This is a genomic window from Methylobacterium sp. Leaf94, assembly GCF_001426045.1.
Lineage (GTDB): Bacteria > Pseudomonadota > Alphaproteobacteria > Rhizobiales > Beijerinckiaceae > Methylobacterium.
Genome location: NZ_LMRM01000012.1, coordinates 346,263 through 371,202 on the forward strand (window position 1 = coordinate 346,263; position 24,940 = coordinate 371,202).

Annotated in this window: 25 protein-coding genes, 1 tRNA gene, 1 other RNA gene and 1 pseudogene; 10 read left to right on the forward strand and 18 right to left on the reverse strand. The window is 68.6% G+C overall.

Translation table 11 applies throughout. From position 1 onward, the window contains the following. Positions 1 to 23: 23 nt before the first annotated feature. Positions 24 to 806, reverse strand: a complete 783-nt coding sequence (moeB, locus tag ASG63_RS10045; protein ID WP_056215249.1) for a molybdopterin-synthase adenylyltransferase MoeB — start codon at positions 804 to 806, stop codon at positions 24 to 26. 112 nt (positions 807 to 918) lie between these two features. Here moeB and dapE point away from each other — a divergent pair, with 112 nt between their 5' ends. After that, entirely contained in the window at positions 919 to 2,097 is a 1,179-nt protein-coding gene (gene dapE / locus ASG63_RS10050; protein ID WP_056215252.1) for a succinyl-diaminopimelate desuccinylase, read from the forward strand. Between the two features lie 42 nt (positions 2,098 to 2,139). Here dapE and ASG63_RS10055 read toward each other — a convergent pair whose 3' ends face one another. The 5 genes from ASG63_RS10055 to recR all read right to left on the reverse strand — a co-directional run bounded on the left by ASG63_RS10055 (position 2,140) and on the right by recR (position 6,528). Continuing rightward, positions 2,140 to 3,468: a hypothetical protein gene (locus tag ASG63_RS10055; protein WP_156394133.1), complete on the reverse strand. Its 1,329-nt coding sequence runs from the start codon at positions 3,466 to 3,468 to the stop codon at positions 2,140 to 2,142. 90 nt (positions 3,469 to 3,558) lie between these two features. Next, positions 3,559 to 4,329 carry a tRNA pseudouridine(38-40) synthase TruA gene (gene truA, locus ASG63_RS10060; protein ID WP_056215258.1) on the reverse strand — a complete coding sequence of 257 codons (771 nt, stop codon included), beginning with the start codon at positions 4,327 to 4,329 and terminating at the stop codon, positions 3,559 to 3,561. A gap of 19 nt (positions 4,330 to 4,348) precedes the next feature. Then, a complete protein-coding gene (fmt, locus tag ASG63_RS10065; protein ID WP_056215261.1) occupies positions 4,349 to 5,278 on the reverse strand; it encodes a methionyl-tRNA formyltransferase in 930 nt (309 codons plus the stop codon). 22 nt (positions 5,279 to 5,300) lie between these two features. Further along, entirely contained in the window at positions 5,301 to 5,816 is a 516-nt protein-coding gene (locus ASG63_RS10070; protein ID WP_056215266.1) for a peptide deformylase, read from the reverse strand. 106 nt (positions 5,817 to 5,922) lie between these two features. After that, a complete protein-coding gene (gene recR / locus ASG63_RS10075; protein WP_056215269.1) occupies positions 5,923 to 6,528 on the reverse strand; it encodes a recombination mediator RecR in 606 nt (201 codons plus the stop codon). A 426-nt stretch (positions 6,529 to 6,954) separates the two neighbouring features. Here recR and ASG63_RS10080 point away from each other — a divergent pair, with 426 nt between their 5' ends. After that, positions 6,955 to 8,571, forward strand: coding sequence for a phosphoenolpyruvate carboxykinase (locus ASG63_RS10080; protein ID WP_056215433.1), 1,617 nt, complete (start codon positions 6,955 to 6,957; stop codon positions 8,569 to 8,571). Positions 8,572 to 8,629: 58 nt separating this feature from the next. Here ASG63_RS10080 and ASG63_RS10085 read toward each other — a convergent pair whose 3' ends face one another. The 5 genes from ASG63_RS10085 to ffs all read right to left on the reverse strand — a co-directional run bounded on the left by ASG63_RS10085 (position 8,630) and on the right by ffs (position 13,578). Further along, positions 8,630 to 8,962, reverse strand: a complete 333-nt coding sequence (locus ASG63_RS10085) for a hypothetical protein (RefSeq protein ID WP_056215272.1) — start codon at positions 8,960 to 8,962, stop codon at positions 8,630 to 8,632. A 155-nt stretch (positions 8,963 to 9,117) separates the two neighbouring features. Continuing rightward, positions 9,118 to 11,025, reverse strand: coding sequence for a CHASE3 domain-containing protein (locus ASG63_RS10090; RefSeq protein WP_056215276.1), 1,908 nt, complete (start codon positions 11,023 to 11,025; stop codon positions 9,118 to 9,120). Between the two features lie 113 nt (positions 11,026 to 11,138). Further along, positions 11,139 to 11,459, reverse strand: coding sequence for a YbaB/EbfC family nucleoid-associated protein (locus tag ASG63_RS10095; protein WP_056215279.1), 321 nt, complete (start codon positions 11,457 to 11,459; stop codon positions 11,139 to 11,141). A 67-nt stretch (positions 11,460 to 11,526) separates the two neighbouring features. Continuing rightward, positions 11,527 to 13,413, reverse strand: a complete 1,887-nt coding sequence (locus ASG63_RS10100; protein WP_056215282.1) for a DNA polymerase III subunit gamma/tau — start codon at positions 13,411 to 13,413, stop codon at positions 11,527 to 11,529. Positions 13,414 to 13,481: 68 nt separating this feature from the next. After that, positions 13,482 to 13,578: signal recognition particle sRNA small type (ffs, locus tag ASG63_RS24095), an RNA gene on the reverse strand. A 236-nt stretch (positions 13,579 to 13,814) separates the two neighbouring features. Here ffs and ASG63_RS10105 point away from each other — a divergent pair. After that, positions 13,815 to 14,282: a DUF5991 domain-containing protein gene (locus tag ASG63_RS10105; protein WP_156389712.1), complete on the forward strand. Its 468-nt coding sequence runs from the start codon at positions 13,815 to 13,817 to the stop codon at positions 14,280 to 14,282. Between the two features lie 47 nt (positions 14,283 to 14,329). Here the strand turns inward: ASG63_RS10105 and ASG63_RS10110 are convergent, their stop codons facing one another. Then, complete coding sequence (locus tag ASG63_RS10110) at positions 14,330 to 14,593, reverse strand: PepSY domain-containing protein (RefSeq protein WP_156394134.1); 264 nt, start codon at positions 14,591 to 14,593, stop codon at positions 14,330 to 14,332. 163 nt (positions 14,594 to 14,756) lie between these two features. On the opposite strand from ASG63_RS10110, the gene ASG63_RS10115 reads away from it, so the two are divergent. Next, positions 14,757 to 16,292, forward strand: a complete 1,536-nt coding sequence (locus ASG63_RS10115; protein ID WP_056215289.1) for a YifB family Mg chelatase-like AAA ATPase — start codon at positions 14,757 to 14,759, stop codon at positions 16,290 to 16,292. 90 nt (positions 16,293 to 16,382) lie between these two features. Here ASG63_RS10115 and scpA read toward each other — a convergent pair whose 3' ends face one another. Together scpA and ASG63_RS10125 are read right to left on the reverse strand one after the other, a co-directional pair. Then, the gene (scpA, locus tag ASG63_RS10120) at positions 16,383 to 18,548 is read right to left on the reverse strand and encodes a methylmalonyl-CoA mutase (protein WP_056215292.1); all 2,166 of its coding nucleotides are present in this window, start codon (positions 18,546 to 18,548) and stop codon (positions 16,383 to 16,385) included. A gap of 167 nt (positions 18,549 to 18,715) precedes the next feature. Next, positions 18,716 to 19,624: an N-formylglutamate amidohydrolase gene (locus ASG63_RS10125; protein ID WP_056215295.1), complete on the reverse strand. Its 909-nt coding sequence runs from the start codon at positions 19,622 to 19,624 to the stop codon at positions 18,716 to 18,718. A 208-nt stretch (positions 19,625 to 19,832) separates the two neighbouring features. Between ASG63_RS10125 and cpdR the strand changes: the two genes are divergently transcribed. The 4 genes from cpdR (at position 19,833) to ASG63_RS10145 (ending at position 21,914) form a co-directional block, all read left to right on the forward strand. Next, on the forward strand, positions 19,833 to 20,189 hold the full coding sequence (gene cpdR, locus ASG63_RS10130; RefSeq protein WP_003603128.1) for a cell cycle two-component system response regulator CpdR: 357 nt from the start codon (positions 19,833 to 19,835) through the stop codon (positions 20,187 to 20,189). A gap of 94 nt (positions 20,190 to 20,283) precedes the next feature. Next, complete coding sequence (grxC, locus tag ASG63_RS10135; RefSeq protein WP_056215299.1) at positions 20,284 to 20,541, forward strand: glutaredoxin 3; 258 nt, start codon at positions 20,284 to 20,286, stop codon at positions 20,539 to 20,541. Then, positions 20,538 to 21,386 carry a carbon-nitrogen hydrolase family protein gene (locus tag ASG63_RS10140; protein ID WP_056215303.1) on the forward strand — a complete coding sequence of 283 codons (849 nt, stop codon included), beginning with the start codon at positions 20,538 to 20,540 and terminating at the stop codon, positions 21,384 to 21,386. Before grxC ends, ASG63_RS10140 begins: the two co-directional genes overlap by 4 nt. A 36-nt stretch (positions 21,387 to 21,422) precedes the next feature. Beyond that, positions 21,423 to 21,914, forward strand: a complete 492-nt coding sequence (locus ASG63_RS10145; protein WP_056215307.1) for a DUF1178 family protein — start codon at positions 21,423 to 21,425, stop codon at positions 21,912 to 21,914. A 3-nt stretch (positions 21,915 to 21,917) separates the two neighbouring features. On the opposite strand, the gene ASG63_RS10150 is transcribed toward ASG63_RS10145, so the two are convergent. Continuing rightward, positions 21,918 to 22,406, reverse strand: a complete 489-nt coding sequence (locus ASG63_RS10150; RefSeq protein WP_056215310.1) for a disulfide bond formation protein B — start codon at positions 22,404 to 22,406, stop codon at positions 21,918 to 21,920. A gap of 20 nt (positions 22,407 to 22,426) precedes the next feature. Continuing rightward, positions 22,427 to 23,008 carry a YqaA family protein gene (locus ASG63_RS10155; protein WP_056215313.1) on the reverse strand — a complete coding sequence of 194 codons (582 nt, stop codon included), beginning with the start codon at positions 23,006 to 23,008 and terminating at the stop codon, positions 22,427 to 22,429. 333 nt (positions 23,009 to 23,341) lie between these two features. Here ASG63_RS10155 and ASG63_RS10160 point away from each other — a divergent pair. After that, positions 23,342 to 23,426, forward strand: a tRNA-Leu gene (locus ASG63_RS10160). 182 nt (positions 23,427 to 23,608) lie between these two features. Here ASG63_RS10160 and ASG63_RS24100 read toward each other — a convergent pair. Together ASG63_RS24100 and ASG63_RS10165 are read right to left on the reverse strand one after the other, a co-directional pair. Continuing rightward, positions 23,609 to 23,839: pseudogene (locus ASG63_RS24100) on the reverse strand (integrase core domain-containing protein); the annotation flags it as partial. Continuing rightward, positions 23,821 to 23,958 (reverse strand): hypothetical protein, encoded by a 138-nt coding sequence (locus ASG63_RS10165; protein WP_156394135.1) that lies wholly within the window; start codon positions 23,956 to 23,958, stop codon positions 23,821 to 23,823. The gene ASG63_RS10165 and the pseudogene ASG63_RS24100, both read right to left, overlap by 19 nt. 71 nt (positions 23,959 to 24,029) lie before the next feature. Between ASG63_RS10165 and ASG63_RS27010 the strand changes: the two genes are divergently transcribed. After that, a complete protein-coding gene (locus tag ASG63_RS27010) occupies positions 24,030 to 24,878 on the forward strand; it encodes an MFS transporter (RefSeq protein ID WP_200957542.1) in 849 nt (282 codons plus the stop codon). Positions 24,879 to 24,940 lie beyond the last annotated feature (62 nt).

A 24,940-nucleotide genomic window follows, 5' to 3' on the forward strand; every position in this document is an offset into this window, starting at 1 on the left:
GACCGCGCCCGGTCGCGGGGGGATCAGCCCTCCGTGCCGGTTCCGTTGAGCGGGTTGGCCTCGTCCCAGGCGTAGCCGAGGGTCTCGAAGCGCATCGCGCGGGTGTCGACCATGAGGAGGCGGCCAATGAGGGGCTCGCCGAAATCCGTCACCGTGCGGATCACCTCCAGGGCCATCAGCGAGCCCATGATGCCGGCAAGCGCGCCGAGCACGCCGGCCTCGGCACAGGGGGCGACGCTGCCGGGCGGCGGCGGGTTCGGGAACAGGCAGCGATAGGTCGGGTTCGGGCGCCCGCGTGCATCGGTCTCGTAGGGTCGCAGCGTGGTCAGCGAACCGTCGAAGCGCCCAAGCGCCGCCGTCACCAGCGGGCGCCGCGCGTGGAAGCAGGCATCCGAGACCGCGTAGCGCGTGGCGAAGTTGTCGGACCCGTCGGCCACCACGTCGTAGGCGCCGATGAGGTCCGGGGCGTTCTCCGGGGTCAGCCGCAGCGCGAGCGCCTCCACGGCGACGTGCGGGTTCAGACGCGACACCGCCTGGGCCGCACTCTCGACCTTGCGCCGGCCGATATCGGGAGTCGCGTGGATGACCTGCCGCTGCAGGTTCGACAGGGAAACGGTGTCGTCGTCGACGATGCCGATGGCCCCGATCCCGGCGGCGGCGAGGTACTGGATCAGCGGGGCGCCGAGACCGCCGGCCCCGACGACGAGGACGCGGGCGGCCTTCAGCCGGGCCTGGCCCGGGCCGCCGACCTCCGGCAGGACGAGGTGGCGGGCATAGCGTTCGACTTCGTCGGGGGAGAGGGCCATACCCCGCAGATAAGCCCCCCCGTCGCGCGGCGAAAGGCCGGCCGCGAATTGCACCCCCGCGCGCTCGCGCTTATGGCCCTCCGCACCCGGACATCACGCGAGAGTCCCGCCCGTGCCGAACGCGTCCCTCGATCGCTCCCCCCTCGCCCTCGCCCAGAGCCTGATCCGCTGTCCCTCGGTGACCCCGGAGGAGGGGGGGGCGCTCGCCTGGCTCGCCGGCATTCTCGAAGGGGCGGGGTTCAGCGTGGAGCGCCCGCGCTTCTCGGAACCCGGCACGCCCGACATCGACAATCTCTACGCCCGCATCGGCACGCGCGCGCCCTTCCTGCTGTTCGCCGGCCACACCGACGTGGTGCCCCCCGGCGACGTCGCCCGCTGGCGCCACGGCCCCTTCGCCGGGACCGTGGAGAACGGGGTGCTGTACGGGCGCGGGGCCGTCGACATGAAGGGCGGCATCGCCTGCATGCTGGCCGCCGCTCTCGACTACCTCGACGTGGCCGGGCCGGACGTTCCGGGCTCGATCGGCTTCCTCATCACCGGCGACGAGGAGGGGCCGGCGATCAACGGCACGGTGAAGCTCCTCGAATGGGCCCGGGCCCGGGGCGAGCGCTTCGACCACTGCCTCCTGGGCGAGCCGACCAACCCGGACGTTCTCGGCGACATGATCAAGATCGGCCGACGCGGCTCGCTCACCGGGCGGCTGACGGTGCATGGGCGCCAGGGCCACGTCGCCTATCCGGACCTCGCCGAGAATCCGATTCCCGGCCTGCTGCGCCTCGCCTCCGCGCTGCTGGCCGCGCCGCTCGACGCCGGAACCCAGCATTTCGGCGCCTCGAACCTCGAATTCACCACCCTCGACGTCGGCAACACGGCGACCAACGTCATCCCGGGCGAGGCGCACGGCACCTTCAACGTCCGGTTCAACGACCGCTGGACCGCCGAGACCCTGGGTGCCGAGATCCGGAGCCGCCTCGACGCCGCCGCGGGCCGGAGCGTGCGCTACAGTCTCGACCTCCTGCCTTCGAACTCACCGGCCTTCCTCACCGAGCCCGACGCCTTCACCGAACTCGTCGCCGGCGCCATCGCCACCGAGACCGGCCGCCGCCCGGTGCTCTCGACCACGGGCGGCACTTCCGATGCGCGCTTCATCAAGGACGCCTGCCCGGTCCTCGAGTTCGGCCTCGTCGGCCAGACCATGCACCAGACCGACGAGTGCGTGCCGATCGCCGACCTAAACCGGCTGACAGCGATCTACACCCGGGTTCTGGCGGCGTATTTCGCCGATCGCTGACCCTTCCGGGGCCGTCGCGCGGCCGTTCGCGGGCTTACCATCTCAGGTCGCGATGCCGGTTGGGCCCGCCGGTTGGGTTCGGAAGCGTCGGCAGTCCGGACCGAGGCGGTCGCCCACCGCAATGAAGATCTGGCGCAGCCGCTGAACGTGCGGGTCGTCGAGCCGTAACTCGATGCTGGCGACAACGAGGTCGACGGCGGCCTGACGGTCGGTTGCCGCGTCGATTATGTGCGCGCCCAGGATGATGCGTCCGACTTCGAGCAACAGCGCTTCGTTGCGCGTCGCACTCGGGGCGGCCAGCCGTTCGAGGTCGAAAAGGGTCCGCACGCCCAGGGGCCAGAGCCGGATGACCTTCTCGCGCCCGACCGAGCAGCAGAGCTGCGCCTGCGCGACCCAATCCATGATCTGATAGACCCCGTAGGGTGTTTCGACGAACAGCATCAGCGGGTTGGCGGCCGCAAGATTCTGGGTCGAATGAATGTGGTGATCGTCGAGCCGGACGCGGATCTCGCTGTCGATCCCGTCGATGATCTCTACGGGCGTGATCTTGAAGGCGCGAAAGACCTCGTATTCCTCCCGCTTGAAGTTCTTCAGCTTGTCGCGCTGGAGGATGTTGCGCAACACCACGTCGGGCATGATGCCAGCGATGAAACAACCCGTGATCGCCAGGGCGAGGACCAGCGGGGAGCCCATCGACGCCTCTACCTTGGCGAGCCCTTCCGCGACGCTCGCCCCCACCCGCAGGATGCCGATCACCAGGATGGGCGCGAGGACGATGCCGATCACAATCTTGATCGTCTCGCCGACGATCGTCGCGGGGCTCAGGTCGAAATTTTTGATCGCGCGGTAGAGGTTGCGCAGGGCCGTCAGGTAGCTGCCGGCGAAGGCCGCGCAGGCGCCGAACAGCCAGACTGTGGCCCTGTCCGGCATGGTCAGGCAGGTGCCGTCCCACAGACCCGAGCCCGGGATCGTTGCGCACAGGAGCGTCGCGAGCAGCGACAGGGTGTGGAACACGGCGGTCGCCGCCAGGAGGCTGAAGGCGACGCTGCCGAGAATCCAGGCCGTCGTTGTGAAGTCCTCGCGATGTCGCGACCGATCGAAGATGTCCAGTGACCCCTCCGCCGAGTCGAACGATGCGCTCTTTCCGAAGATTTTTGGCCGACCGACGAAATATTTGTACTTTACGAACTCGAAGGAGGGGATCAGGCGTGCGCTCGAGGGCCCGGCGATGTCGAAGACGGCCGCGAGATCGCGGACGATCTCCTGTCTCTGGCGCTTCACGGCTTCGCGGATCGCGATGAAGATGAACGGTGAGAGGGCAGCGAACACCGTCGCGCCGAGGAGGAGCAGATGAGTGGGAGAATTCGGCACGGGCGTTTCCATCACGCCCGACGCGGATCGCGCCGGATGGATGAAATGTTCCTGCTTTTCAGCAATCAATCAACTTGAGATTATATATAATTAACTCAAAGTTGCGTGATGACCATAGTCGACGCCGACCAGGGTCAGCCCGCAGGCTGGGGCCAACGGTCCGCAACGGCTGCGGTCCCGGCTCGACAGGATGTCGCTCACGTCGTCGGCGCTGATGCGACCGCTGCCGGCCAGCATCAGGGTGCCGACCATCGAGCGGACCTGATGATGCAGGAACGCGCGGGCGGAGGTCGCCACCACGATCTCGTCGTGCAGGCCCATCGGCAGGACGGCGACATCGAGTTGATCGAGAGTTCGGATCGGGCTTTTCGCCTGGCACTCGGCGGCCCGGAAGGCGGTGAAGTCGTGCAGCCCGAGCAGGCGCGGGGCCGCGGCCTGCATCAGTCCGACATCGAGGGCCCAGGGCACCTGCCAGACATGGGCGCGGTTGAGCACGGGAGGGCTGCGCCGGTTGAGGATGCGGTAGCGGTAGTGCCGGCGGGTGGCGGAGTGGCGCGCGTTGAAGTCGGCGCCGACGATCTCCGCGCTGAGGATCGCCACCGGGTTCGGGCGCAGGTGCGCGTTGAGCGCGTCGCGTACCACGTCGGTGCGCCAGTCCCGCTCGAGGTCGAGATGGGCCACCTGGTGCGTGGCGTGGACGCCGGTATCGGTGCGGCCGGCGCAGGTCAGGCCCGCGACCTCGCCGGAGAAGCGCTTGACCGCCGACTCGATCGCCCCCTGGACGGAGGGCTGCGCGGTCTGGCGCTGCCAACCGCAGAACGGGCTCCCGTCGTACTCGATCACGAGCTTGTAGCGCGGCATCAGGTGCGGCCCGGTTCCGTCATGCCAGCCGCGTGCCCGGCGTCCGGTGGGTGCCGCGCACGAACTCGGCCCCGCTGCTGACGCCCCCCTTTCCGGCGCGGCGCAGCGCGAACAGGTGCACGGCGCCCTCGCCGCAGGCAACCGTGCCGTCCGTGTCGAGGAGCGTGCCCGGAGCGCCGGAGCCCGGCACGGCCTCGGCCGAGAGGACCTTGACGCGCTCCGGGCCCTTGCCGAAATCCGCCTCGAAGAAGGCGCCGGGGAAGGGCGACAGGCCGTTGACGTGGTCGGCGACCGCGTGGGCCGGGCGGGTCCAGTCGATGCGGGCCTCCTCGTTGGTGATCTTGTGGGCGTAGACCACGCCGTCCTGGGCCTGGGGCGTGAAGGCGAGCGTGCCTCGCTCCAGATCCCGGAGCGCGCGGGCCATGAGGTCGGCGCCGAGCGGCATCAGCGCGTCGTGGAGTTGCCCCGCCGTCATGCCGGGGGTGATGGGAATCCGCGCCTCCAGCGCCACGGGGCCGGTATCGAGGCCGGCCTCCATCCGCATGATGCCGACGCCGCTCTGCGCGTCGCCGGCCATCACGGCACGCTGGATCGGGGCGGCGCCGCGCCAGCGGGGCAGGAGCGAGCCGTGCAGGTTGAGGCAGCCGTGGCGCGGCAGGTCGAGGATCGCCTGGGGGAGAAGCAGGCCGTAGGCGACCACCACGGCGACATCGGCCCCGTGGCCGGCGAAGGTCGCGGCAGCCTCAGGTCCCTTCAGGCTCGCGGGCGTCAACACCGGCGCGCCGAGGCTCTCGGCCATCGCCTGCACGGGGGAGGGCTTGAGCGCCATGCCGCGTCCGGCCTTGGCCGGCGCACGGGTGTAGACCGCCGCGATGGCGTGGCCGTCGGCGGCGAGGCGCGCCAGGGTCGGCACCGCGAAATCCGGCGTGCCCATGAAGACGACGCGCATGGCTCCTACTCCCGAAGCCGGCTCAGACGTCGCCGCGCTTGGCCGCCTTGGCGAATTTCTTCACCAACCGGTCGCGCTTCAGCTTCGACAGGTGGTCGATGAACAGCACCCCGTCGAGGTGGTCGATCTCGTGCTGGATGCAGGTGGCCAGCAGGCCGTCGGCCTCGATCTCCTGTTCCGTGCCGTCGAGGTTGCGGAAACGGACGCGCACGCGGTCGGGCCGCTCGACCTCCCCGTAGAATTCGGGGATCGACAGGCATCCCTCGTCGTAGATCCGCTTCTCCTCCGAGGCCCAGACGATCTCGGGGTTGAGGAAGACCTGCGGCTGGCGGTCGTTCTCGTCCTTCGAGGTGTCGATGGTGACGATGCGCTTCGGTACGCCGATCTGGATCGCCGCGAGGCCCACGCCGGGAGCGTCGTACATGGTCTCCAGCATGTCGGCGGCGAGCGTCCGGATCTCGTCGGTCACCGGGCCGACCGGCTCGGAGGCAAGGCGCAGGCGCGCGTCGGGCAGGATCACGAGGGGGCGGATGGTCATGGGGCGATCGGACTTGCAACGGGTGCGGGGCGGGCGGCGGCCTTGAGCCCCCGCAGATACGGGCGCGCCGGAGTCCGGTCAAATACCGGCTCCGCGTGGTCCGGAGTCAGAACGGGGTTCGGCTGCGGATCGCGGCGGTGAGGGTGCCCTCGTCGAGGTAGTCGAGTTCGCCCCCGACCGGGACGCCATGGGCGAGGCGGGTCACCTTGAGCCCGTGCGCCTTCAGGGATTCCGTGACGTAATGGGCGGTCGTCTGCCCGTCGACGGTGGCGTTGAGGGCCAGGATGATCTCCCGCATGGCCGGGTCGGCGGCGCGGGCCACGAGGCTGTCGAGGTTGAGATGCTCGGGCCGTACGCCGTCGAGGGCCGAGAGCACGCCGCCGAGGACGTGGTAGCGGGCCGTCACCGCCCCCGAGCGCTCCAGGGCCCAGAGGTCCGAAACGTCCTCCACCACCACCAGGGTGGCCGGGTCGCGGCTCTCGTCGCAGCAGATCGTGCAGGGGTCGCGCGTATCGACGTTGCCACACGCTTGGCACACGACGATCCGCTCCGAGGCCACCCGCATCGCGTCCGCCAGCGGCGCCAGGAGCGTCTCGCGCTTCTTGATGAGCTGCAGGGCGGCGCGGCGGGCGGAGCGAGGTCCCAGACCCGGCATACGGGCCAGAAGCTGGATCAGGCGCTCGATCTCGGGACCGGCGACGGCTTGTGCCATGGACGCAAATTCTCGTGACGGTTGGGACGCCCACACGGCAGATTACGGAGCAGGCGGGCGGATGGGACGGTACGGCGGTGCCGAACGGGTGCGACCGGCTCTTTAGCCTCGTCCGAAATAGGGTTTCCGGCCCGAAATTTCGCCCCCCGGCGTCGCGAAAACGCGGTGAAAGAACCTGCCGCACCGGCCTGCTTCCAAGGAGACTTCGTCGTTCCGCCGGTTCATGTAAGTCTTTTTGTTGGCCAACAAGCGGATTGACGGCAAATCGTCCGTCTCTATGCAAGAAGGGCGCGGCTTTCGAGCGGTGAACCTGCGCGCGGTGGACCTGACCAACCACGCGGACGCTCGAAAGCCGAACGACGTCGGAGAGCCGACGGCTCCCGGTAATGGGTGGCGACGCGATCAGGTGCCCGAGGAGAGATGAGCGTGACCAATATCGGCGAATTCAATGCAGCGCACGGTTCCGAAGCCATCGGGCTGCGCAACCTGAAGGCGGTCCACTGGAACCTCGAGGTTCCCCGCCTCTACGAGGAAGCCCTGGCCCGCGGCGAGGGACAGCTCGCCCGCGGCGGCGCCTTCGTGGCCACCACCGGGTCCCACACCGGCCGCTCGCCCAAGGACAAGTTCGTGGTGCGCGACGCCGCCACGGAGAACGAGATCTGGTGGGACAACAACGGCGCGATCACGCCCGAGCAGTTCGAGACCCTGTACGCCGATTTCCTCGCCCATGCGGAGGGCCGTGAGCTGTTCGCGCAGGACCTGCGCGGCGGGGCCGACCCGTCGCACGGCGTCAATGCGCGGGTGTACACGGAGCTCGCCTGGCACTCCCTCTTCATCCGCAACCTGCTGATCCGGCCGGATCGCGCGTCCCTTGCGGACTACGTCCCCGAGTTGACGATCATCGACCTGCCGAGCTTTCAGGCCGAGCCGCACCGGCACGGCTGCCGCTCGAAGACGGTGATCGCCATCGACTTCGCGCGCAAGCTCGTCCTCATCGGCGGCTCGGCCTATGCCGGCGAGATGAAGAAATCGGTCTTCACGTACCTCAATTATGTGCTCCCCGGCGCTGGCGTGATGCCGATGCACTGCTCGGCCAACGCGGCCCTCGACGAAGCCGGCGACTCGGCCCTGTTCTTCGGCCTGTCGGGCACCGGCAAGACCACCCTCTCCAACGATTCCTCCCGCCAGCTCCTGGGCGACGACGAGCACGGCTGGAGCCAGGACGGCATCTTCAACTTCGAGGGCGGCTGCTACGCCAAGACCATCCGTCTCTCGCGCAACGCCGAGCCGGAGATCTACGCCACCACCGAGCGCTTCGGCACGGTGATGGAGAACGTGGTGATCGACCCCGAGACCCGGGTCCCGGATTTCGACGACGCCTCGCTCACCGAGAACACCCGCTGCGCCTACCCGCTCGACTTCATCGCCAATGCGAGCGCGACGGGACGCGCCGCGCACCCCAAGAACATCGTCATGCTCACCTGCGATGCCTTCGGCGTGATGCCGCCGATCGCTCGGCTGACCGGCGCCGAGGCGATGTACCACTTCCTCTCCGGCTACACCGCCAAGGTCGCCGGCACGGAGCGCGGGCTGACCGCACCGGAGGCGACGTTCTCGACCTGCTTCGGCGCGCCGTTCATGCCCCGCCACCCCAGCGTCTACGGCAACCTGCTGCGGGACCTCATCGCCCATCACGAGGTCGATTGCTGGCTCGTGAACACAGGCTGGACCGGGGGCGGCGTGGGCACCGGGCGCCGCATGCCGATCCGGGTCACCCGCCGCCTGCTCACGGCCGCCCTGGACGGCTCCCTGGCGCATGTCGAGTTCCGGCGCGATCCCTATTTCGGCTTCCGGGTTCCCGTCGCGGTACCGGGCGTCGAGACGGAGGTGCTGTCTCCGATCGAGACCTGGACCAACAAGGCGGCCTTCCACGAGACCGCGACGCGCCTCGTCACGATGTTCCAGGAGAACTTCAAGCGCTTCGCCGCCCACGTGGACGCGGAGGTCCGCGCCGCCGAGCCGGTGCTCTCCGCGGCCGCCTGAGCGCCGGCCATCCGGGGCACGGCGCGTCCGCGTCCCGGCACGGGGTCCGATGGGGGCGCTACGGTTTCGGGGTCGCTCCGCGCGCGGGATCCTCGTCGCACAGGACATCGTCGCACAGGACCTCGGGGGCATTCTCCCGCGCTTCGCGAAAGAGGACGCCGACTTCGTTCCCGCTGGACCAGATCGTCTGCGCCCGGTAGGCGGTGTCGCCCGGGTCGAGGAAGAGGTCGAAGCTGTCCGGGACCTCGACCTCCGTGCAGAAGGCGACGCGGGCCCCGATGGGCGACAGGTTTCGCACGAGGCAGGGCGTCGTCTCGGCCGATGCCCCGTCGAGGGCAACACGACCGGACAGATGCGTCAGGGCCCGAACGGCGTTGCGATGCTCATCCATGCCTGCAACAGACACGGGCATCCGTTAAGACAGCCCGACTCCAATCGGTGAAAAGCGGGGCTATCGGCCGTAGACCGGTTGATGGCGGAGCAGATCGTGTCTCGAACCACGGATTCGGCGCGCCGAAGTGCCGGACGGGGCCCGCGCGGGATGGCTCAGGCCGCCTCGCGCACCATCGCCTGGCGCACCTTGAGGGCCAGCTGCTCCAGAGTATAGGGCTTGGCCAGCAACTGTACGTCGGCGTCAACCAGCCCGTTATGCACGATGGCGTTGCGGGTATAGCCGGTCGTGAAGAGCACCGGCAGGTCGGGCCGGCGCTCGTGGACGGCCTGGGCGAGCTCGCGGCCGTTGACCTCCGGCATGACCACGTCGGTGAAGAGCAGCGCGATCTCGGGATGCGTGTCGAGCTTCTGCAGGGCGTCCTTGGCACCCTCCGCGTGGATCACGGTGTAACGCAGGTCGCGCAGGGCCGCGACGGCGAGGTCGCGCACCCCGTCCTCGTCCTCGACGACCAGGATCACCTCCCGGGCCGAGCCCTCCGGGAGCATCGTCGGCGTGACCCGCGCCATCTCGGCGGCGTCGCCGAGATGGCGCGGCAGGTAGAGCCGGACCGTCGTTCCCCGCCCGGGTTCGGAATAGATCGCCACGTGGCCGCCGGACTGGCGGACGAAGCCGTAGACCTGGCTGAGACCGAGCCCGGTGCCCTGTCCGACGGGTTTCGTCGTGAAGAACGGATCGAACGCCTTGGCGGCGACGTCGGGCGGCATGCCGCCGCCGCTGTCGGTGAGGGCGACAAGGACGTATGGGCCGGCCGGAACGCCGGGATTCCGGGCGGCATAGACCTCGTCGAGATGGACGTTGTCGGTCTCGATGACGAGTCGGCCACCCTTCGGCATCGCGTCGCGGGCGTTCACCGCGAGGTTGAGAATCGCGTTCTCCAACTGGTTGGCATCGGCCTTCGTGGTCCAGAGGTCGGGGGCCGCCACGGTCTCGATCCGGATGGATTCGCCAAGGCTGCGGCGCAGCAGGTCGGACATCGCGGCAATGAGGCGGTTGCAGGCGATGGCCTCTGGGGCGAGGGGCTGCTTGCGGGCGAAGGCGAGCAGCCGATGCGTGAGGGTCGCTGCCCGGTCTGCGGCCTTGAGGGCCTGCTCGGCGTAGCGCTCCACCGCCCGCTCTCCGCGTTCCAGGCGTCGCTTGAGGAGGCTAAGATTGCCGATGACGATCGCCAGCATGTTGTTGAAGTCGTGCGCGAGGCCGCCGGTGAGCTGCCCGAGGGCTTCCATCTTCTGGGATTGGCGCAGCCGATCCTCCAGCATGTCGCGGGTGGCGGCGGCCTCGATCAGGGACGCGTTCGCCTCCTGCAGGGCCGCGTGGGCGCGAAGGGTCCGCTGATGGCGCCGGCTCGCGTCGATCACCACGTACGCGCCGAGGAGGACGATCAGGACCACGGCCGCCGCGACGGCGAGCTGCACCTGGCGCGCAGCCTCGCCCGCCTGTTCCTGTCGACTGATCAGGCGGCGATAATTGTCGGCCTGCGCCTCACCGAAGAGCGAGCGGATTTCGTCCATGAGGTGCTTGCCCTCGCCGGAGCGCATGCGCGCCAGGGCCGCTTCCACCTGGCCAGTGCGGCGCAGGGCGACGGTCTCGCGCATCTCCCCGAGCTTGGCCTCGGCGGCGCGGCTGAGCCGTGCGATGATCGCCGCCATGCCCGGATTGCGCGCAACGGCTTCCGCGATGGTGGACAGGCGGCCGGGCGTCCTCGCGCCGGCTTCCTCGTAGAGCTTGAGGTAGGTCTCGTCGCCCGAGAGGAGAAACCCGCGCTGTCCCGATTCCGCATCCTGGAGGCCGGAATACAGGGTGAAGATGGCGTCCCGGATGCGGACGCTGCGGCGCAGTTCGGCTCGGTTCGCATCCTGCTCCGCAACCAGATTGGCTGTCGCAGCAGCGGTCGCGATCAGAAGTAGAAATCCGATGATGAGAGGCGCAATGTCCCTGAAGCGACCTGGTACAGCCTTGGGCTGTATCGGCGTAGCCCGAGGAAGATGCGCATCAAAGTTCATGATCCAGCCGGCGGGAGAACGTTGGAGCCCCAACGTTCCACTCCGACCAGCCTATGGCAACGCTTCGGCGACCAAATTGTGATCGATGTTGCCGAATTGCCGGGTTGACGGTCTCAGAACAACTTCATGCCCGGCGGGATCGGCAGGCCCTTGGTGAGTTCGGCCATCCGCTCGGCTGCAACCTGTTCGGCCTTGCCGCGGGCATCGTTGACCGCCGCAACGATGAGGTCCTCCAGGATCTCGCGCTCGTCGGCCACGAGCATGGCGGGGTCGATCTGTACACCCTTCACGAGGCCTTTGGCCGTCATCGTCACGCGGACGGCGCCCCCGCCCGACGCACCCGACACCTCGACGGTGTCGAGTTCGTCCTGCAGGGAGGCCATTTTCTCCTGCATCGCCTGGGCCTGCTTCATGATGCCCATGAGGTCGCGCATCGGGTCTGCCCTCTCTGTCGTTCCGGAACCGGGATGGATCACATCTGGGGCGCCACGGCCCCGGAGGCTATGTCTCGTCGTCGGGCTCGTCGGTCTCGGCCTCGCCGGTAGGCGCGGCCTCGATCGCCGGCGATCCCTCGGGCGCCTTGTCGCGCACGTCGACGATCTGCGCTCCGGGAAACCGGGCCAGGACCTCGCGGACCAGGGGATGGGCGGCGGCGTTCTGGTGGCGGGTCTCGGTGGCGGCGCGCGCGGTGGCGTCGAGGGTCGGCTCGCCGGCCTCCTTCGACAGGGCGACGATCCAGCGCCGGCCGGTCCAGGCGTCCAGGGCGCGGGCGAGGTCGTTGGCGATGCTCTGGCGCCCCCCGTCGGCGAGGCGGAACTCGATGCGCCCCTCCTCGAAGCGCACGAGGTGGACCTCGCGCTCCAGGGCCATCTTCAGGCCGATGTCGCGCTTGGCATCGGCCAGGGCGACGACGTCGGTGAACCGGAGGAGGCGCGGCCCTTCGGGCTGCGGCGCGGGAGCCGGGCTCGCGAGGGCGGGGCGCGACCCGCCGCCATTGGCCGCCATGGTCAGGGCCGGGCGCGGCGGCGGCGCCTCCCCGGAAAAGGTCGGGATCGGTGGCAGGGCCGGGCGGCCCTCGGCCATCGCGGGGCCCGGCGACGGCGACGGGGACTGGGCGAGTGCCTGGGCCGCGGCACCGGAGGCCGCCGCGGGCCCCGTCAGGGCCTGGGCCTTCATCTGGCGCAGGGCCTCGTCCGGGGTCGGCAGGTCGGCCGCGTAGGCGAGACGCACCAGGGCCATCTCGGCCGCCGCCAGCGGGCGGGTCGCCGTCTGCACCTCGGGGATCGCCTTCAGGAGGATCTGCCAGGCCCGCGACAGCACGCGGACCGAGAGTGTCTTCGCGAACGCGCTCCCACGCGACCGCTCCGCTTCGCTCAGGGTCGGGTCGGCGGCAGCCTCGTCCGGCACCAGCTTCAGGCGGGTGACGAGGTGGGTGAAGCTCGCGAGGTCGGACAGGATCACGGCCGGGTCTGCGCCGGCCTCGTACTGCCCGCGCACCTCCGCGAAGGAGGCCGGAATGTCGCCGCGCATCACCGCCTCGAACAGGTCGACGATGCGGCCGCGATCGGCCAGCCCCAGCATGTCGCGCACGCTCTGGGCGCTGACGAGGCCGGCCCCGTGGGCGATCGCCTGGTCGAGGAGCGAGAGCGCGTCGCGCACGGAGCCCTCGGCCGCCCGGGTGATCGCCGCCAGCGCCTCCGCGTCGGCCTCGACGGATTCGGCGGCGCAGATCCGGGCGAGGTGCCCAACCAGGGTTTCGGCCTCGACGCGGCGCAGGTCGAAGCGCTGGCACCGGGACAGGATGGTCACCGGCACCTTGCGGATCTCGGTGGTGGCGAAGACGAACTTGGCGTGCGGCGGCGGCTCCTCCAGGGTCTTCAGGAAGGCGTTGAACGCCTTCTCCGAAAGCATGTGGACCTCGTCGACGATGTAGACCTTGTAGCGGGCCGAGACCGGCGAATAGCGGATGCCGTCGATGATGCCGCGCACGTCGTCGATGCCGGTATGCGAGGCGGCATCCATCTCCAGCACGTCCATGTGCCGGGATTCCATGATGGCCTGGCAGTGCCGGCCGAGCTCCGGCATCGCGATGGTGGGGCCGGTATCGGGATGGCCGTCGCGGACGTAGTTCAGGCCGCGGGCGAGGATTCGGGCGGTGGTGGTCTTGCCGACGCCGCGCACGCCGGTGAGCATCCAGGCCTGGGGGATGCGGTTGGCCGCGAAGGCATTGGCCAGAGTCCGCACCATGGCGCCCTGGCCGATCAGGTCGTCGAAGTTCTGGGGCCGGTACTTGCGCGCCAGCACCCGATAGGGCGTGGCGGCCGGGGTCGGCTCGGGAAGGCCGGGCAGGAGCCCGGCATCGCTCAGAGGACCGGAGGTCGCGTCCATGCCGCCTTGCTGGGTTGGTGCGGCTCCGGTCGGAGGGTGCCGCCACGCGAGCCCGAGGCATCGATCGAGGTGGGAGGCTGGACGAAGACCCGCTCGGTCTCGTTAGGGCTGCTTCCTTCCGGACCTGACCCGGTTGGCGAGTGAAACGTCCCTCGCCAACCTCCCGAGGGCTATATGGCCGCCGCGCGCGACGGATGCAAGCGGACTCCGGGTATTCCAAGCGGCCTCTGGGTATTCCAAGCGGCCTCCGGGTATTCCAACCGGACTTCGCGCCTCGGAGGGCGACTCCCGACAGGCCGGTGCGGGCAGGGCGGGGAAGGCGGCCGCGGTGTGCCCGCAAATCGCCCGATCCCTGCGCCAACTTCCGCGTCCTGTCCTGATCGATGACGAGGGAGATGCCGATGACGCGGCGGTTCGGCTTGAGACTGATGGTGTCCACCGGCCTCGTGGCGGGCCTGATGGCGGCATCCGCCGCGCCCCAGGTGCCGGGAGCTTGGGCCGGGCGTTACCTCTACGAGCACGATGGCGGGCGCACCGTCGGCGGGTCGCCGATCGTGGTCACCTACGACCTCGACATCGCTCCGGGACGCGGCAACCGGGACTGTCTGCTGCGGATCGAGGGCTTCCAGACCGACGAGACCATCGTCTGCAAGGCGAGCGGTACGGACGAGCGCTTGTCCGTCGCCTTCCACACCTTCGGCGATGGACGGACGGTCAACGCCTACGGCACGCGGCTCTACGATGTCGGGACGAACCTGTTCGAGATGCGTCGGGGCGGCGATACCGTTCTGACGCAGTGGCGGGCGCTCAATCCGAGCGGTGCCGGCTCGGCCGCGCCGGCCGGCACCTATTTCACCCGCAAGGGCTGACCGCCGGAGCAATGCTCCGGCGAAAGGTCACTGCGGAGTGCGCAGGACTATTCGGCCTTGCGCTTCACGATGGCGAAGGTCTTGGGGTCGAGCTCTAGGTCGAACTGCTTTCCGTTGGCGTCGATGGCGTCGTCGACCTCGATCTCGTCGTCCTCGACCTCGATCTTCTTCCACTTGGTGAAGCCTTCCTGCTTCAGGACGGCCTCGATCTTGGTCTGCTCCTCCGGGGTCGGCTTCCGGTCGGCGAAGGCGGAGCCGGTGAAGGTGAGGCCGAGGGCGAGGGCGGCGAGGCCCGTGAGCTTGATCGACATGGTGTCTCCCTGCTGTGTCGAGGAATGTTTCTGACCTCCATCGAACCATTCAGCCCGGATGAGGTTCCTCTCGACGTCGCGCGATGGCTGCGCCCAGAGGTTGTATCCGGGGGCGCCGCCCCCTAGGGTCGCCGGATCTTTCCGCCCCTAAGGTCGATCCAGCATGGTCACGCGCGTCGCCACCGTGGCGTTCGAGGGCATCGAGGCGCGGGCCGTCGATGTCCAGGTTCAGATCGCCCCCGGCATCGTCGCCTTCACGGTGGTGGGCCTCGCCGACAAGGCGGTGGCGGAATCCCGGGAACGCGTGCGGTCGGCCCTGATCGCCTCCGGCCTCGCCCTGCCGGCCAAGCGCATCACCGTCAATCTCGCCCCGGCCGACCTGCCGAAGGAGGGCTCGCACTACGACCTGCCGATTGCCCTGGCGGTGATGGGCGCCATCGGCGCCCTGCCGGCGGATGCGCTCGCGGGCTACTGCGTTCTCGGCGAACTCGCCCTCGACGGCACGATCACGGCGGTGTCCGGTGTGCTGCCCGCCGCCATGGCCGCCAGCGCCCTCGGCCTCGGCCTGATCTGCCCGGCCGCGACGGGGCCGGAGGCCGCTTGGGCCGGCGGCGACCTCGACGTGCTGGCGCCGCGCTCGCTCATCCAGCTCGCCAACCACTTCAAGGGTACCCAGGTCATGGCCCGGCCCGAGCCGGCGGTGGCCGCGCCGGGCGCCGCCCTGCCGGATCTGCGTGACATCAAGGGTCAGGAGGGCGCCAAGCGCGCCCTGGAGATCGCGGCGGCCGGCGGCCACAACCTCCTGATGAACGGGCCCCCGGGGGCGGGCAAGTCGATGCTCGCCGCGCGGCTGCCCTCGATCCTGCCGCCACTGGCACCGCGGGAGCTCCTCGAAGTCTCGATGATCCAGTCGGTGGCGGGCGAACTGAAGGGCGGAGCCCTTTCGAACCGGCGCCCGTTCCGGCAGCCGCACCATTCCGCCTCCATGGCGGCCCTGGTCGGCGGTGGCATCAACGCCCGTCCGGGCGAGGCCTCGCTGGCCCATGGCGGCGTGCTGTTCCTCGACGAATTGCCTGAGTTCACGCCCCAGGTCCTCGATTCCCTGCGCCAGCCGATGGAAACCGGGACGATCATGATCGCGCGGGCCAACCACCGGGTGACCTACCCGGCCCGCTTCCAGCTCGTCGCCGCGATGAATCCCTGTCGGTGCGGTCAGGCGCTGGAGCCGGGCTACGCCTGCCGCCGGGGACCGAACGAGCGCTGCGTCGCCCAGTACGGCGCCCGCATCTCCGGGCCGCTCCTCGATCGGATCGACCTGCGCATCGAGGTCGGGGCGGTCACGGCCGCCGACCTGATCCTGCCGCCGCCCCTGGAGGGCTCGGCCGAGATGGCGGCGCGTGTGGCGGCCGCCCGCGCTCTGCAGTCCGCGCGCTACGCCGCCTACGATCCGGACGCCACGTTCACCAACGCCACCTGCCCGCCGCCGGTGATCGAGGCCGTGGCGGCGCCGGACCAGGAGGGGGCCGCTTTGATCCGTTCGGCCGCCGAGACCATGCGGCTCTCAGCGCGCGGCTTCCATAGGACCCTGCGCGTGGCCCGCACCCTGGCCGACCTCGACGGTGAGGCCCGGGTCCGCCGCATCCACCTCGCCGAGGCCCTGTCCTATCGCGGACGATCGGACCAGCCAGCAGCGGCATGACGGCGCCCGGAGCCCCTGTCCGGTCGCGGTCGAGCCCCCGGAGGCCTGGGCGCAGGCGCCGGGGGGCGGCGGTGCGCTCGACCCGATGCCTTATTCGGCGGCTTGGCGCGCGGCGTAGCCGAGGCGCCCGTTCAATTCCTCGATCAACTTCACGGCGGCCTCCGCGATGACGGTGCCGGGCGGAAAGATCGCCGAGGCGCCGGCGGCGTAGAGGGCGTCGTAGTCGCCGGGCGGGATGACGCCGCCGATGACGATCATCACGTCGCCGCGGCCCTGGTCGGTGAGCGCCGCCTTCAGCTCCGGCACCAGGGTCAGGTGGCCGGCGGCCAGCGACGACACGCCGACGATGTGGACGTCGTTCTCAACCGCCTGCCGGGCAGCTTCCGCGGGTGTCGCGAAGAGTGGCCCGATATCCACGTCGAAACCGAGATCGGCGAAGGCGGAGGCGATCACCTTCTGGCCGCGGTCGTGTCCGTCCTGGCCCATCTTGGCGACGAGGATGCGCGGGCGGCGCCCGTCGTTTTCCTCGAAGGTCTCCACGAGCTTGCGAACGGTCTCGACCACCGGCGACATGCCACCCACCTCCCGCTTGTAGACGCCCGAGATCGAGCGGATCTCAGCCCGGTGACGGCCCCAGGCCGTCTCCAAGGCGTCCGAGATCTCGCCCACCGTCGCCTTGGCCCGCGCCGCGTTCACGGCGAGTTCGAGGAGGTTGCCCGTCCCCCGCGCCGCTGCCGTCAGGGCCGCCAGGGCCGCGTCGACCTCCGCCTGGTTGCGCTCGGCCCGGAGCCGTTTCAGCTTGTCGATCTGAAGGGTTCGGACGTTGCCGTTGTCGACGCGCATGAGCTCGATGGCACGGTCGTCGTCAGGCTTGTACTTGTTGACGCCCACGATGGTCTGGCGGCCGGAATCGATCCGAGCCTGGGCTCGGGCGGCCGCCTCCTCGATGCGCAATTTCGGAATGCCGGCCTCGATGGCCTTGGCCATGCCCCCCAGCTCATCGACTTCGCGCAGGTGCTCCCAGGCGCGGGCGACGATGTCCTGTGTCAGCTTCTCGACGTAGTAGGAGCCGCCCCACGGATCGACGATGCGCGTGGTGCCGCTCTCCTGCTGCAGGAAGAGCTGGGTGTTGCGGGCGATGCGGGCCGAGAAGTCGGTGGGCAGCGCCAGCGCCTCGTCCAGCGCGTTGGTGTGCAGGGACTGGGTGCCCCCTTGCGTCGCTGCCATCGCCTCGATGCAGGTTCGGGTGACGTTGTTGAAGACGTCCTGCGCGGTCAGCGACCAGCCCGAGGTCTGGCTGTGGGTGCGCAGGGGCAGCGACTTGTCGCTCTGCGGCTCGAACTCCTTGACGAGCTTGGCCCAGATCAGGCGCGCGGCCCGCATCTTGGCGATCTCCATGAAGAAGTTCGTCGAGATCGCCCAGAAGAACGACAGACGTGGAGCGAACTGGTCGATGGTCAGCCCGGCGGCGAGGCCCGCCTTGATGTACTCGACCCCGTCGGCCAGCGTGTAGGCGAGCTCGAGGTCGTTCGTCGCCCCGGCCTCCTGCATGTGATAGCCGGAAATCGAGATGGAGTTGAACTTCGGCATGTTCTTCGAGGTGTAGGCGAAGATGTCGCCGATGATCCGCATCGAACCCGCCGGCGGGTAGATGTAGGTGTTGCGGACCATGAACTCCTTGAGGATGTCGTTCTGGATCGTGCCGGCGAGCTTTTCCGGCGGGACGCCCTGCTCCTCGGCCGCGACGATGTAGAGGGCCAGGATCGGCAGCACCGCGCCGTTCATCGTCATCGAGACGGTCATCTCGTCGAGCGGGATGCCTGAGAACAGCGTCCGCATGTCGTAGATCGAATCGATCGCCACACCGGCCATGCCCACATCGCCCGAGACGCGCGGATGGTCGGAATCGTAGCCCCGGTGGGTTGCGAGGTCGAAGGCCACCGACAGGCCCTTCTGCCCGGCGGCGAGGTTGCGCCGGTAGAACGCGTTCGAATCCTCTGCCGTGGAGAAGCCGGCATATTGCCGGATCGTCCAGGGCTGGGTCACGTACATCGTCGGGTAGGGGCCGCGGAGGTAGGGCGCCACGCCCGGATAGGTGTCGAGGAACTCGATGCCTTCGCGATCCTCGGGGCCGTAGACGCCCTTCACCGGAATGCCCTCGGGCGTCATCCAGGGCTCGCCCGTGGGCGGCACCGGAGCCGGCACGGCATCGGCCGCGTAGGGAACGGTCGCGAAGTCTGGGATGCGAGACGTCATGGGCTCTGGCTCGTGCGGCGGCGGCGTCCCGGCATTATAGGTACGCGCGCAATCTGGGCTACTCCTAACCGGACTTCGCCCGGATGGGGGCGGCAAAACCGTCACTTTCGCGCAAGCGGCCGGCAAATCTTTTCGGGCCGCTGCCAAAACTTTCTTGTCGGAGGGCCCTACTCGGCGGCCATCCGTGAGGGGGCAAGACCCTGGACCTCGGCGGCGACGGCCGCCACGACGCTGCGCAGGTGCCAGACCAATTCCGAGAAGCCCGGCGTGATCGCGAGGCTCGCCTCGTTCATGTAGAGGCCCCGATTGATCTCGATCTGTAGCGCGTGGCGCTCGACGTTCGGCTCGCCGTAGTGCTCGGTGATGAAGCCGCCCGCGTAGGGCTTGTTGCGCAGAACGCGGTAGCCGCGGGCGCGCAGGTGGTGCTCGAAGGCGTCGATCAGGATCGGCGCGCAGGCGGTGCCGAAACGGTCGCCGAGGATGATGTCGGCCCGCGCCGCTTCGTCGCGCCCGAGGCTCGACGACGGCATCGAGTGGCAGTCGATCAGGATGGCGTGCCCGAACTGGCGCGCCGTGCGCTGGATCAGGCTGCGGAGCGCGCGATGATAAGGCTTGTACAGGGCCTCGATCCGCTCGACCGCGGCCGCCACCGGCAGACGTCCGCGATAGATCTCCTGCCCGTCGGCCACGAGGCGTGGGATGGTGCCGAGGCCGCCCGCCACCCGCATGGAGCGGGTGTTGGCGAAGGCTGGCAGGCGTCCGTCGAACATGCGCGGGTCGAGTTCGTAGGGCTCGCGGTTCACGTCGAGGAAGGCCCGCGGGAAATGCGCCCGCATGAGGGGCGCTCCGAGATCGACCACCGGGGCGAACAGCCGGTCCACGTGCGCGTCTTCCGAGCGCCGCAGCGCGAGCCCGTCGAGGCGCGAGGCGGCCAGGAAGGCCGGCGGGTAGACCGTGCCGGAATGCGGCGTGTTGAAGACGAAGGGGAGGGTATGCGCCGTCGGCTCGTCCACCGTGAAGGGCGGATCGAAGGCTGCCGCCCCGGACGCTTCGGGGGTCTGGAACGGCTCTGTCATCGCGGCGCGGGCGCCTCGGTGCGGACGGGACAACGCATCGCCCCACTTTGCGGGTTGCCGACTCGCCTGTCCAGCAGGACGGGCGTGCCGCAAGGCCGCCGCTCGTGCCGTTGGACACCCCCGCCCCGACGGGCCGGCAACGTTCTGTTTACCAAGCCGGTGCTTTGTGGAAAGAACACATCGAATCAAAGGTACGGGACGCTGCTCGATGAAGATCCTCCTGGCGGAAGACGACAACGACATGCGCCGCTTCCTGGCCAAGGCGCTGCAGAACGCCGGCTACGACGTGCTGTCGTTCGACAATGGGCTGTCGGCCTATAATCGCCTGCGCGAGGAGCCCTTCGAGCTGCTCCTCACCGACATCGTGATGCCCGAGATGGATGGGATCGAGCTGGCGCGCCGCGCCACCGAACTGGACCCGGACATCAAGGTGATGTTCATCACGGGCTTCGCCGCCGTGGCTCTGAACCCGGATTCGAAGGCCCCCAAGGACGCCAAGGTCCTGTCGAAGCCCTTCCATCTGCGCGATCTCGTCAACGAGGTCGAGAAGCTGCTGGCCGCCTGAGCGTAACCGCCGACACCCCCACCGAATCGAGGCAGTAGGAAGAGCCCGCCGGCTCGCCTATATGCTGTACGGATTGGGATGGGGCGTTTCGACGATGAAGCCGGTCACGATCTATACAACCGCGTGGTGCCCGTACTGCTCGGCGGCCAAGAGCCTGCTGCGCGACAAGGGCATCGCGTTCACCGAGATCGACGTCGAGCGGACATCCGGCTCGCGCACCACCATGGTTCAGCGCGCCGGGGGCCGCACGAGCGTGCCGCAGATCTTCGTCGGCGACACCCATGTGGGTGGCTGCGACGACCTCTATGCCCTGAATGGCGCCGGCAAGCTCGACGCCTTGGTGGCCGCATGAGCGACGCGCCGAAATTCACGGCCGCCTGCGTGCAGATGCGCTCGGGCCGCGAGCCCCTCGCCAACCGCGACGCCGCGGTGGCCCTGGTCCGCGAGGCCGCGGATGCCGGTGCGCACTACGTCCAGACCCCCGAGATGACCTCCCTGGTGGAGCGCAGCAAGGCGAGCCTGTTCGAGAAGGTCACGGCCCAGGACGACGACCCGACGCTGGCGGCCCTGCGCGACGTCGCCCGCGCGCGCGGCATCGTGATCCAGATCGGGTCACTCGCCGTGCGCAACGGCGACAAGGTCGCCAACCGCGCCTTCCTGATCGATGCGGAGGGGGCGATCACCGCCTCCTACGACAAGCTCCATCTCTACGATGTCGACCTGCCCAACGGCGAGCGCTGGCGTGAATCCGCGACCTATACGGGGGGCGCCTGCGCCGTCGTCGCGGACACGCCCTGGGCGGCCATCGGCCTCGCCATCTGCTACGACATCCGCTTCCCGGCCCTGTACCGGGCCCTTGCGGAGGCGGGCGCCACCGTCCTGACGGCGCCGGCCTGCTTCACCAAGCAGACGGGGGAGGCGCATTGGCACGTGCTGCATCGGGCCCGCGCCATCGAGACCGGTTCGTTCATGATCTCGGCGGCCCAGGGGGGGCACCACGAGGACGGGCGCGACACATACGGCCATTCCCTCATCGTCGATCCCTGGGGCCGGATCCTGGCCGACGCCGACGGGGCCGAGCCGGGGGTGATCCTCGCCGAGATCGACCTCGCCCGCGTGGCCGATGCCCGCGCCCGCATTCCGACCCTGCAGCATGCCCGCCCCTTCACGATCCAGCGGGTGGGGCGCCCTTCCTGACGCCGCTCGCACACGTCTTCCGAAAACCGTGACCCGATGATCCGCTATACCCTCGTCTGCGAGGCCCAGCACGGCTTCGAGAGCTGGTTTCCCTCGAGCGATTCCTTCGATGCGCAGGCGGCGCGCGGACTCGTCTCCTGCCCGGTCTGCGGCTCGGTCCGGGTCGGCAAGAGCATGATGGCGCCCTCGGTCGTCCGAACGGATCGCGGTTCCCGCACCCCGCCGGCCCCGGCGGGGCTCTCCTCGGAGGCGGGCTCGATCCCCGCGGCACCGCACACGACGCCGCAACTGGCGCTCACCGAACCCGAGCAGCGCCTGCGCGCCCTGATGTGGGCCATGCGCGAGGCGGTGACGCGGAACGCCGACGATGTCGGAACGCGCTTCCCGGAGGAGGCCCGGCGGATCCACTACGGGGAGACCGAGACCCGAGCGATCTACGGCGAGGCCAGTTTGGACGAGGCGCGCGCCCTCGTGGACGAGGGCATCGCAGTGGCGCCCCTGCCGCCGGCCTCCGAAGACCGGCATTGAGTCTCAGCGCTTCAGCGCGGCGGTTCCGGCTACCGACGCCAGGGCGAAGGCGATGAGCGCGTTCCAGCCCGCGAGAGAGATCCCGGTCAGGCGCCAGGCCGCCGTGGAACAGTCGGCCACGCGCGTGCTCTGGAGCGCGTTCAGGAAATCGCCGACGTCGGACGGATTGGCGCCCGCGCCGCCCCCGCAATCGGTGGGGCCGGCCCAGAGGCTCCACTCCGCCCCGGCGTGATAGACGCTGAGCCCGGCCCCGTAGAGAAGGCCCAGGGCGGCGAGGCCGAGGACGAGGCGGGTGGCCCGGACGGGCAGGACAAGGCCCAGGAGCGCCAACGGAATCGCCGCGTAGTAAGGAATCCGCTCCTGCAGGCAGAGTTTGCACGGCACGTAGCCGAGCCCCCACTGAAAGTACCAGGCGCCCGCGAGCGTCAGCATGGATCCGACGAGCAGGAGGAGGGCGGCGCGGCGCAGGCGCAGGAGTGAAGCGTAATCCATCTCTCTAAGATCACCTTGGTCTAGAGCAACACCTTGAACAGCACGAAGCCGAGGATGATCACAGCGACGGAGATCGCCGCCACCACGTTGAGGTGGCGGTCGAGCACCCCCCGGATCTGAACGCCGTAGCGGCCCAGAAGTCCCGCCAGGATGAAGAACCGGGCGCCCCGCGTCAGCAGCGACAGCACCACGAACCAGAACAGGTCGTAATGGGCGAAGCCCGAGGTGATGGTCACGAGCTTGAAGGGGATCGGCGTCAGGCCTTTCAGCAGGATCACCCAGTGTCCGTACTCTGCGTAGGAGGCCTGAAAGGTGGCGGCCTTGTCGGACAGGCCGTAGACCCGAAACACCCACTGGCCGATGGAATCGAACAGCAGGGCGCCGATTGCGTACCCGACGAGGCCGCCCGCCACCGAAGCCAGGGTGGTGATGAGGGCGTAGAACCAGACCCGATCCGGCCGGCTCACCGCCATCGGCACCAGCATCACGTCCGGCGGCACCGGGAAAAACGAGCTCTCGGCAAAGGCCACCGCGCCGAGGGCGTAGGGTGCGGAGGGCTTGCCCGCGAGCGCAAGGATCCACTCGTAGAGGCGACGGATCATAAAGGGGTCCGAGAGGGCTGGAGGGGATGGGCGGCGCCCTTTGACCATACGGCGCCGTCCATGGCGAGCGCTCGCAGACCGCACTGCGAAGAAAACACCACTGGCCGAAACCGGGAAGGTGTGCGATGACGCGACCGCTGCGGGCGTGGTGGAACTGGTAGACGCGCCGGATTCAAAAAGTGGTTTGTCTACTATTTCACAAAAAAATGCGACGAGCCGAAAACGGTGTGTTTTCAATGGCTTGTTAGGGAAGAAAAAAGGCTGACGATCTTTGGATTTCGCTCTAGGTGCAGTATAGGTGCAAAGAGCGCTGGCTAGAATCGGCGGCAAAATGCGGGTGTGGTGGAACTGGTAGACGCGCCGGATTCAAAATCCGGTTCCGAAAGGAGTGTCGGTTCGATTCCGACCACCCGCACCATTCTTTGAGACCAAGTCAACAATTAAGAGCGTGAAAACGACGAATGATCGGCCCCCACGCGGTGGTCCAAGGGTAAAGTTAGTGCGCGGTAGGCCGCTTCACCACGGGTAGCTTGGCCGGCGCAGCTGGTCGGGCGAGCGCAGACGACTGATCGGCCCCCACGCGGTGGTCCAAGGGTAAAGTTAGTGCGCGGTAGGCCGCTTCACCACGGGTAGCTTGGCCGGCGCAGCTGGTCGGGCGAGCGCAGACGGCCAAGCGGAGAACGCTGGCACGAACACCTCCGGTGCCGGGGGCCGGTATCCCAGCGATGCATGTGGGCGCACARTGTTGTAGTGACGCCTCCAGCTTTCGATCACGATCTGCGCCTCCTTGAGTGTGTAGAAGATCTCGCCATTCAGGAGTTCGTCGCGTACGTCACCGAACTCACGCCGAGCGCGCGGATTGCATCGGCCACGCTCTGGCCCTGTGAGATCAGCACATCCGCCTGCCGCAACTTGGCAACGATCTCCTCAGGTTTCGGGTGCTTTGCCATCTCGTCCGTCCTCCAGGCTCAAAAGCCATACCAAAGGGCGGACCACTTCAATGGGGGCGGATCANCGCAACTTGGCAACGATCTCCTCAGGTTTCGGGTGCTTTGCCATCTCGTCCGTCCTCCAGGCTCAAAAGCCATACCAAAGGGCGGACCACTTCAATGGGGGCGGATCAATCCAAGGTATTGGCGGCGCAGCGGCATTCGCGGGAGCCATGTCATCGCTAGCACAGGAATACCAAGGTCAGGCCCGAACACGAGTGTTTAGCCTACTTGGAACGACCTTCGGTGTTGGGTTGGCATTCGGGCCGCTCGTAGCCGGCGCACTGGTCGATTCGCTGGGTTGGCGCTGGGTGTTCTACGCCACAGCGATTATCGGCATCCTAGGATACGTGCTGGTGATCCAGTCGGCGCGAGAGTCGCGTGACCCGAATGCCGCCGGCCTCGATTGGCCCGGCGCGATCAGCTTCACGTCGGCACTCACGCTCTTCACCTATGCCGTGTTGCTTGCACCGGAAGAAGGCTGGAACAGTGCGGCGGTTGTCGGATCGCTGGTGGCTTCGATCTTCCTTTTCGCCGCCTTTGTCCTGATCGAGCGGCGTGTGGCGAGACCAATGCTCGACCTTTCGCTATTCCGCGATGCGAAGTTCGTCGGCGTGCAAATTCTCGCTGCATCCCCCGCGTTTTTGTATGTCACGCTCATCATCCTGCTGCCGGCACGCTTCATCGGCATCGAAGGACAATCTGCCCTTGATGCCGGGCAATTGATGATCGCTCTATCCGCGCCGCTCCTCGTCGTACCCTTCATCTCCGCGGTCTTGGCCCATCGAATGACAGCCGGCTTCCTCTCGGGCATCGGCTTGCTCGTCGTCGCTGGTGATCCGCCCCCATTGAAGTGGTCCGCCCTTTGGTATGGCTTTTGAGCCTGGAGGACGGACGAGATGGCAAAGCACCCGAAACCTGAGGAGATCGTTGCCAAGTTGCG